This window comes from uncultured Methanobrevibacter sp. (assembly GCF_902770715.1).
Lineage (GTDB): Archaea > Methanobacteriota > Methanobacteria > Methanobacteriales > Methanobacteriaceae > Methanocatella.
In genome coordinates this window covers 1-8,643 of sequence record NZ_CACXTS010000047.1, presented here as the reverse complement: position 1 = coordinate 8,643, position 8,643 = coordinate 1, and the positions used below count along the sequence as shown (strand labels likewise).

Here is an 8,643-nt window from a genome sequence, read left to right as displayed (position 1 = left end):
GTAAGCGATTTCAGGTTGGTAACCTGCTTCGACTAAAGTGGTGAATCCTGCATTGATTAATTCGGTAATACCTCCGCATAAAACGGTTTGTTCACCGAATAAGTCAGTTTCGGTTTCTTCTTGGAAAGTAGTTTCCAATACACCAGCTCTAGTTAATCCGCATGCTTTTGCCATACCTAATGCAAGTTGGAATGCATCTCCGGTTGCATCTTGTTGGACTGCTACTAAACCTGGAATACCGAATCCTTCTTCATAAGTTCTTCTTACCATGGATCCTGGTCCTTTAGGTGCAAACATTACTATGTTTACAGTTTCATCAGGTTTGATTAATCCAAAGTGTATGTTGTAACCGTGAGAGAATGAAATAGTGTTTCCAGCTTCAACATATGGTGCAATTTGTTCGTTGTAAACTTTTTCTTGGATTTCGTCAGGAAGCAATATGTGAATAATGTCAGCTTCTTTTGCTGCATCTTCAATGGTTTTTACAGTCATTCCATCTTCTTGAACTAAGTTCCAAGAACTTCCATTTTCTCTTACACCAACAATAACATTGGCTCCACTATCAGCCATGTTTCTAGATTGTGCTCTTCCCTGAGAACCATAACCAATTACAGCAATGGTCTTTCCTTCAAGAACATCTGTATCTACATCTGCATCGTAATACATTTTCATTTAAAATCATCTCTTCGATTTTTTTAATTAATTTATAAAATTTAAATAGATATATAAAATATCAATATATAATTATTAATTTCAATATTAATAAAAGTAACTTTTAAAAAAAATAGAAAATAGATGATTAGTAACCATCTACTAAAACTTTCAACTCACCAGTTACAATATCAATGATGAGACCGTGTACTGGTACATCAGGGATTAATGGGTGATTTTTGATTTTTTCAACAACATTTTTGACGTTTTCTTCTTCGTCGTCAAATCCACCAATCCATTCAGCCAAATCATATTTGGCAATGTCTTCTTCAGCAATGCCACGAGCGAGCATTTTTTCTTTTAAGGCTTCAGCATCAGCACCGGCCATTCCACATTCTGTGTGGCCTACAACCAATACTTCTTCACATCCTAAATTATAAAGAGCTGCACCAATTGATCTGATTGCATCTTCTCCAACAATAGAGTTTCCTGCATTTCTTACAATTTTAGCGTCACCTCTTTTGAGACCTAAAGCCGGTTCGAAGAAATCGATTAATCTGCAGTCCATACAGGTTAAAATAGCTAATTTTTTAGCTGCATGGTGAGACATTTCTTCGCCTTCAAAGTTTTCAACAAATTTCTTATTATCTTCCAAAACATTTTCCAATATAGTCATTTCAAACTCCCCTTGCCATTGCTGTAAGGCCAGTACGGGCTATTCTTTTAATTCCATAATTTTCTACTAAAGATATGAATGCATTAATCTTCTTCTTATCTCCGGTAAGCTCGATTACTAATGTCTCTTCTGTAACATCCAGAATCTTTGCCCTGAAGATATTAGTATATTGCATTATTTCAGCTCTTGCTTTTTCATTAGGAATATTGACCTTAATAAGGCATAATTCCCTTTTAACAGCAGTTTTTGTGATATCTTTAATCTTGATAACGTCAACCAATTTATTCAGTTGCTTTGTAACTTGCTCTAAACCTGTCTTATCTGCATGCACTGAGATGACCATACGGGACAGGCCATCAATTTCGGAGTTTCCAACGGTAATGCTGTCAATATTGAATCCTCTTCTATTGAACAATCCTGCTACTTTTTGCAAGACCCCAGGTTTATCCTCAACTAATGTGGAAATAACATGGTATTCCAAATCCATTTAAATCACATCCTTTTCAAGCTTATACTCACCAATCATCTCATTGATTCCTGCTCCAGGAGGAAGCATAGGTAGGGCTTCTTCAGAATCAATTACTACATTCAATAAGATCGGTTCATTATCTTTAATTGCTTTTCCTAAAGCCTCTTTGGTTTCGCCAGGTTTGGTAATTCTAACCGCATTTACTCCAAAACTTTCCGCCAATTTAACAAAGTCAGGACTGTTTCCAATTAAAGTCTGAGAGTGCCTATTGTTATATAACAAGCTTTGCCATTGATATACCATTCCTAAAGTTCTGTTCTCTAAAACAATCGCAATGACTGGTATATCATACTCGCGAACAGTTGCTAACTCTTGGCAAACCATTAAAAATCCACCATCACCGTTTATTGATACAACAGGATCATCAGGACAAGCCACTTTAGCACCAATAGCTGATGGGAATCCGAATCCCATGGTCCCCAAACCGCCTGATGAAATGAATTTGCGTGGCCTTTGAGTATCATAGAAATGTGCCGCCCACATTTGATTTTGACCGACATCTGTTGTTAAGATGGATTCAGGAGTTAAAACTTCTGCAATCTCTTTTATTACGCTTTGCGGTTTTAGTGGAACATCATCATAGGTTACTCTTGGAAGCAAGTCTTGTTTTCTTTGCTTAATCATATCTGTCCACTTATTAACATCATCAGATGCATTATAACCTTCTAAAGTTTTATTTAATGACGCCAATACATTGCGAGCATCTCCTACAATCGGCAAATCAACAGGTACATTCTTACCGATTTCCGCAGGGTCAATATCAATATGAATTACTTTTGTATCTGGTACAAAGCTGTCTAGTCTTCCAGTAGTCCTATCTGAAAATCTTACACCAATAGCTATTAACAAGTCAGCTTCATTTACGGAATCATTTGAAACTTTTCTTCCATGCATACCAAGCATACCTAATGCCAAATCATCAGTCTCATCAATAGCTCCTTTTCCTAAAAGGGAAGTCATTACAGGAGCGTTAATAGTATAAGCAAGTTTTTTTAGCTCACAACATGCATTAGATATAATGACACCTGCTCCAGCCAATATAATAGGCCTTTTAGCCTGTTTTATTAAATCACGAGCTTTTTTAATCTGCCTGATATTACCTTTGGTGGTTGGATTATAACCAGGTGTTTCGATTAATGAATCATCAAATTTAGTGAGTTCCCCCTCTTGAACCTCCTTAGGAACATCGATTAATATTGGACCAGGCCTTCCGCTGGCTGCTATTTCAAAACTGGATTTAATCATTGAAGGAATCAAATCCGGATCTTTTGGCTGATAACTGTGCTTAACAATAGGCATAGTTATTCCAATAATATCCGCTTCTTGGAAAGCATCATTTCCAATCAAATGAGTAGGAACCTGTCCAGTAATAGCTATAATAGGAGAAGAGTCCATATATGCAGTTGCAATACCGGTTACAAGATTAGTTGCACCAGGACCTGAAGTTGCCACACACACTCCCACACGACCAGATGCCCTTGCATATCCGTCAGCTGCATGAGCTGCGCACTGTTCATGTCTAACCAATATATGATCCATTTCTGCATCATATAACATGTCATAGAATGGTATGGTCTGTCCGCCAGGATAACCAAATATTGTTTTTACCCCCATATTTTTGAGGGATTCAATTATCGCTTCTCCGCCTCTCATTTTTAAAACCTTTATATTTATTATGCATTAACATATGTATACAAAAATATATATAATTATTGAAATAATATTAATGTACTTAAGTTGTGTTGATAGCATGGAATTAACAAAATATATCTGCCACAGAAAGCCGGAGAGAAGTTTCTTCATTAAAGGCCATCAATTTCCAGTTTGTGCAAGATGCACCGGTTTTTACACAGGTTTGATTGCCTATTTAATTGCAAATAAATTCTATCCGCATGGCTATGACTTCAATATGCTATTAATTTCAATGGTTTTAATGATACCTGTAGCCATTGATGGTTTAACACAATATTTTGGTCCAAGAGAAAGCACCAACAATTTAAGGTTTATTACCGGCTTTGTTGGCGGAGTAGGTTTAATAATATTTTTAAAAATAATCATAAGGTGGATTCTTAATGTTTTGTAGATATTGCGGGGAAGAAAATCCTGAAAATGCAGTATTTTGTAAAAACTGTGGTAAAAGACTAAAAGAAGAAGTGAAAAAACCAGAAGTTATTGAAACACATGAAAATAATAATTATAACCAGAAAACAACTCAGAGCACAAGTACAACAAGCAGTTCATCTGGCGATAACTCTGACTGGATAGGATGCTGTCTTTGTTTGATTGGGATTTTCATCATATTTGCGATAATAGGATCACTATGATTTTAGATAGTAATACAATACCGCTTTTTGAGCGTGCATCCTGTTTTCTGCCTCATCAAAAATAACAGACTGTTCCCCATCAATAACATCAGCGGTTACTTCCTGACCTCTGATTGCAGGTAAACAGTGCATGAAAATAGCTCCATCATTAGCTAAGCTCATTAAATCAGAATTGACCTGGAATGGTGCAAAATCAATTTCCCTTTGAGCGGCTTCCTCTTCATCACCCATACTTACCCAGACGTCAGTGTATACGACATCAACATTTTCCAATGCAACGCCAATATCATCAGTTATGGTTATATCAGTATTGTTTTCTTCCGCATATTCTTTTGCGGTCTTTAAAATGTCTTCATCAGGCTCATATCCTTTAGGGCAGGCTACAGACATGTCCATTCCAAGAAGTGGAGCAATTAATAAAAGGGAATTGCATACGTTATTTCCATCACCGACAAAACAAATTTTTTTGCCTTTCCAACCACCTAAATGTTCTTTAATGGTCAGCATGTCAGCTAAGGATTGGCAAGGATGTTCCAAATCAGTTAAACCACTAATGACAGGCACTTCAGAATGTTTAGCTAATTCTTCCACATCAGAATGTTTTTTAGCACGAATCATTATTCCATCAACGAAACGGCTTAGGACTTTTGCAGTATCGTAAATCGGTTCGCCTCTGCCCATCTGCAAATCATTGGAAGACAAAAAGATTGCCCTTCCGCCTAACTGATACATTCCAACGTCAAAAGAAAGTCTGGTTCTTGTTGATGACTTTTCAAAAATCATCGCTAATGTCTTGCCTTCAAGAGGCTTATCTTCAATTTCGCCTGCTTTAATTTTACTAGCTAAATCTAGAATGTATTCGACATCCTCCTTGATATCACTAACTGACAATAAACTACCCATAAAATCCCCTTTATAAATATCAATAAAAATAAATATCTTTTATTAATGTATATTAAATGTTTCTATGATTTCATTCTAAATTGTATGTCCCTAATCGTTGAGATTACGGGCGCAAGCAGGAATAGATAAATGAACTTTCCGGATATGTTGAAGTCCAAAAGGTTTACACAAATAGTCAAAGCCATAAGAATAACAAACGTGAAGATTACATGATTTTTTTCTTCTCTAGAAGGCTTGCTTTCGAGGAAATTCCTTTTATCAGCATAAAGGTACATCAGCAAAAATATCACTATTGTCAGGAAGATATTTAATCCAAAAAAAGCTTCAGACAAGAAGAAATGTGAATAGTGTCCAATCAGGGAAGTCGAAAATGGAATGAATGAAATGCAGATTAGGAAAAATATGTTCAACCATAAATAAGGAATGTTCAGGCATTTGACCTTTATAAACTCATGATGATAAATCCAAAATGAACTGATGAGTACAAAACTAACTATTGTTACACCGATTGTCGGCGTTAAGGTTGAAATAAAGGTTATGAAATCTGAATAATTTGTAATTTGCAGTTCAGGAATAGCTATACCAAAAACCAAAAGGGTCATTACCATCCCAAAGATGCGTCGGTCAATCCCAACAGCCTTCCGGGATCAATGTTTATATTTCTTTCCAATGCCTTTTTGAATCGTTCATAAAAGCTTAATTTTTTGTCAATTAGTTTAAGCCTTTTTGCTTCTGCAATAGAATGTTGGGAACTATTTAAGGCATGTAAGTCACTAGATAACTTATGCAATTGTTCAAACTCGTCCTTGTTGGAAGTATTCTCTTTTAATACTTCCAGATTATAATCAATATCATTTTTCAGCTTCTCAATTTCTTCAGGACTGTATTTTTTAATATTATCACCAAAAAAAGAAAAAAAAGAAATTTAGTTTAAAATTTCTTTCATGTGTTCAATACGTTTGTTTACAAGTTCTGTTGTACCGACATCTCTTCTGTGGTAAACGTTACCTTTAACAAACTCACATGCCTTTTCAGCTATTTTTTCAGCCTCTTCGATGGAATCTCCGCTGGCTACAATTCCTAATGCCCTTGAACCGGACAAGTGAATTCCATCTTCTTCAGCTGATACCGCCGCATAGAATACCTTAGCGCCTAGCTCTTCGATTGCTTCCTCATCAACTTCAATCAGTTCGCCGGCATGTTCAGTTTCAGGATATCCGTCAGGCACAATGTATTTGCATACACTGGCTTTGTCCTCAAATTCTGCTTTATCTAAATTGCCGTCGACAATAGCTTGACAAATATCTACTAACGGAGTTTTTAAGAGAGGCAAAACATTCATCGCTTCAGGATCCCCGAATCTTGCATTGTATTCAATGAGTCTTGGACCATCAGCAGTCAACATGAACTGACCATATAGAATTCCTTTATATGGTTCTGCCTCTTCAGCAATAGCCTTTAAAGTAGCTTGCATGATTTCAACAGCTTTATCATAATCTTCTTGGCTTAAGAATGGTAATAGGCCACCTACATCAGAGTATGATCCCATACCTCCGGTGATTGCACCTACATCTCCTTCAAATGCATGAGGATGGTCCTGTGCTGCAGGCATTGGTGCCAAGTGTTCACCGTCACAGAATGCCTGGATGGTGAATTCTTCACCAATCAATCTTTCTTCAATGATTACTTGAGCAAATCCTCCCATTACATTATCAATGACTTCACAGGAGTATTCTTTAGCTTCTTCATTATCCTTCAAGTGGTCTCCTACAATTTTTACTCCCTTACCACCAGTCAAACCGACCGGTTTAACTACAACATCCTTATCAAATTCATCCAAAAATGCAGATACGTCTTCAGAATTATCAAATACCTTATAAACTAAAGACCCTTCAATTTCATAATCCTCAAAGAGTTTTCTCATGAATGACTTATCAGTTTCAATGCGAGCCGCACTTTGTGTTGGTCCAACACATTTAATGCCGTTTTTCTGAAGCTCGTCTACAATTCCTTTTCCAAGTGGAGCTTCAGGACCGATGAATGCAATGTCAATTTCATTTTCAACTGCATACTCAGCTACTTTTTCAACTTCCCCTTCATCTCCTTGCTTAAATTCAGCGATTTTTGACATTCCAGGGTTAACTTTACTCATATAACAGTATAATTCTACATCATCCTTAAGTGCGTCTGCAATTGCATGTTCACGGGCACCAGTTCCAACAACTAAAACCTTCATAATATAGTCTCCTATTGATTTAAGATATGTTTTTAAAAATATTTAAATTATTTTAAAATCAAAATAATTTTTATATTGAAAAAATATATATCCATATAGGTGAGGTCAATGAATAGAAACATGTTAATAATTGCAATAGTCGTTATCATCATTGCAATTGCGGTGGGAATATTTGCTTTTTCAATGCCACAAAGCCATGATGGTAAATTAAATACAGAAATCGACATTTTCACTGAAAGCACAATGAAAAACGGGGATGCAGTGAAATTTGTACTTAAAGATGAAAAAGGTAATGCTATTCCGAGTCAAAACATTACCATTACATTTTTAGAAGATGGTGAACTCCAAAATTATTCAATTTTAACAGACAATGAAGGTAGAGGAGCTTTAGTTATAAACAATGAAGCGCCTGGCGAATATACTGTAATCGTAAAGTATAATGGAACCAATGCATATAACGGATGCATCGCCAATCAAACAATAACTGTTGAAGAAGGATATCAAAGTGAAAGCGCTAGCAGTGATGATGGAAGCGAACCTATTTCAAGCAACTCTAGTGCAGGAACAGCATTATATAACAATGAAAACTCTTCAAGTATCCAATTACACTACGACAGCCAATACAATTTCTATTATGATGACAACGGCATTATTCGTGGTGGACAAAATGACGGATACGCCGCACAATACATAAGGGATGTCTACGAATCTGGAGACATGGTTGACGAAGATGGTAATTTACAATAAACCATCTTATTTTTCTTTTTTTTTGAAATTTGTTTTTTACATCAATATATTTAAATACTAACACTTGCATATACAAGAGTATAATTGCATATGCAAGTATGAGGTAAAATATGGAAAAGAATTCAAATATAGAAATGATTACAGGAGACCCTAAAAAGGCAATAAACAAATTATCAATCCCAATTATAGCAAGCATGTTTTTAATATTTGCAAATAACATCATTGACAGCATTTGGGTTGCAGGGCTTGGTGCGGAGCCACTAGCTGCACTTGGATATATTACACCATTATTCATGGTGCTTATCGGAATCGGGAACGGAATAGGAGCAGGTGGTAACTCACTGATTTCACGTTATATCGGTGCCGAAAACAGAAACTCCGCAAATAATGCTGCAATACACAACCTGATATTGGGAATCATACTTTCAATTGTCGTTTCAATAATATTACTTGTCTTTCTGGAACCCTTATTAAACATTATGGGCGCATCAAGCGTCTTGAATTATGCCATGCAATACGGAACAATAATATTTTCATTTTCATTTGCGATGCTGCTTCCACCAATATTCGGAGGGGC

General features: G+C 36.1%; 12 protein-coding genes. 4 read left to right on the top strand and 8 right to left on the bottom strand.

Annotation, left to right across the window (positions count from 1 at the left end):
- From ilvC to QZU81_RS09850, 4 genes are all read right to left on the bottom strand, one after another.
- Nucleotides 1–672: ketol-acid reductoisomerase (gene ilvC, locus QZU81_RS09865; RefSeq protein ID WP_295591574.1), on the bottom strand; the 672-nt coding region annotated here is incomplete at its 3' end.
- A gap of 127 nt (nt 673–799) precedes the next feature.
- On the bottom strand, nt 800–1,327 hold the full coding sequence (locus QZU81_RS09860) for a carbonic anhydrase (protein ID WP_292828785.1): 528 nt from the start codon (nt 1,325–1,327) through the stop codon (nt 800–802).
- A 1-nt stretch (nt 1,328) separates the two neighbouring features.
- A complete protein-coding gene (gene ilvN, locus QZU81_RS09855; RefSeq protein ID WP_292828788.1) occupies nt 1,329–1,814 on the bottom strand; it encodes an acetolactate synthase small subunit in 486 nt (161 codons plus the stop codon).
- A complete protein-coding gene (locus QZU81_RS09850) occupies nt 1,815–3,509 on the bottom strand; it encodes an acetolactate synthase large subunit (RefSeq protein WP_295591573.1) in 1,695 nt (564 codons plus the stop codon).
- Between the two features lie 97 nt (nt 3,510–3,606).
- On the opposite strand from QZU81_RS09850, the gene QZU81_RS09845 reads away from it, so the two are divergent.
- Together QZU81_RS09845 and QZU81_RS09840 are read left to right on the top strand one after the other, a co-directional pair.
- Entirely contained in the window at nt 3,607–3,939 is a 333-nt protein-coding gene (locus QZU81_RS09845; protein WP_292828794.1) for a DUF2085 domain-containing protein, read from the top strand.
- Entirely contained in the window at nt 3,929–4,180 is a 252-nt protein-coding gene (locus tag QZU81_RS09840; RefSeq protein ID WP_295591572.1) for a zinc-ribbon domain-containing protein, read from the top strand. The genes QZU81_RS09845 and QZU81_RS09840 overlap by 11 nt, the downstream gene beginning before the upstream one ends.
- Here the strand turns inward: QZU81_RS09840 and argF are convergent.
- The 4 genes from argF to purD form a co-directional block, all read right to left on the bottom strand.
- Nucleotides 4,175–5,083, bottom strand: coding sequence for an ornithine carbamoyltransferase (gene argF, locus QZU81_RS09835; protein WP_295591571.1), 909 nt, complete (start codon nt 5,081–5,083; stop codon nt 4,175–4,177). The genes QZU81_RS09840 and argF overlap by 6 nt on opposite strands.
- A gap of 62 nt (nt 5,084–5,145) precedes the next feature.
- Nucleotides 5,146–5,685 (bottom strand): TMEM175 family protein, encoded by a 540-nt coding sequence (locus QZU81_RS09830; RefSeq protein ID WP_295591570.1) that lies wholly within the window; start codon nt 5,683–5,685, stop codon nt 5,146–5,148.
- Nucleotides 5,685–5,873, bottom strand: a complete 189-nt coding sequence (locus tag QZU81_RS09825) for a hypothetical protein (protein WP_295591569.1) — start codon at nt 5,871–5,873, stop codon at nt 5,685–5,687. Before QZU81_RS09825 ends, QZU81_RS09830 begins: the two co-directional genes overlap by 1 nt.
- Nucleotides 5,874–6,008: 135 nt before the next feature.
- A complete protein-coding gene (gene purD / locus QZU81_RS09820; protein ID WP_295591568.1) occupies nt 6,009–7,319 on the bottom strand; it encodes a phosphoribosylamine--glycine ligase in 1,311 nt (436 codons plus the stop codon).
- Between the two features lie 108 nt (nt 7,320–7,427).
- On the opposite strand from purD, the gene QZU81_RS09815 reads away from it, so the two are divergent.
- Together QZU81_RS09815 and QZU81_RS09810 are read left to right on the top strand one after the other, a co-directional pair.
- Complete coding sequence (locus tag QZU81_RS09815; RefSeq protein ID WP_295591567.1) at nt 7,428–8,066, top strand: Ig-like domain-containing protein; 639 nt, start codon at nt 7,428–7,430, stop codon at nt 8,064–8,066.
- Nucleotides 8,067–8,176: 110 nt separating this feature from the next.
- A partial coding sequence (locus tag QZU81_RS09810) for an MATE family efflux transporter (RefSeq protein WP_295591566.1) occupies nt 8,177–8,643 on the top strand: 467 nt, incomplete at its 3' end.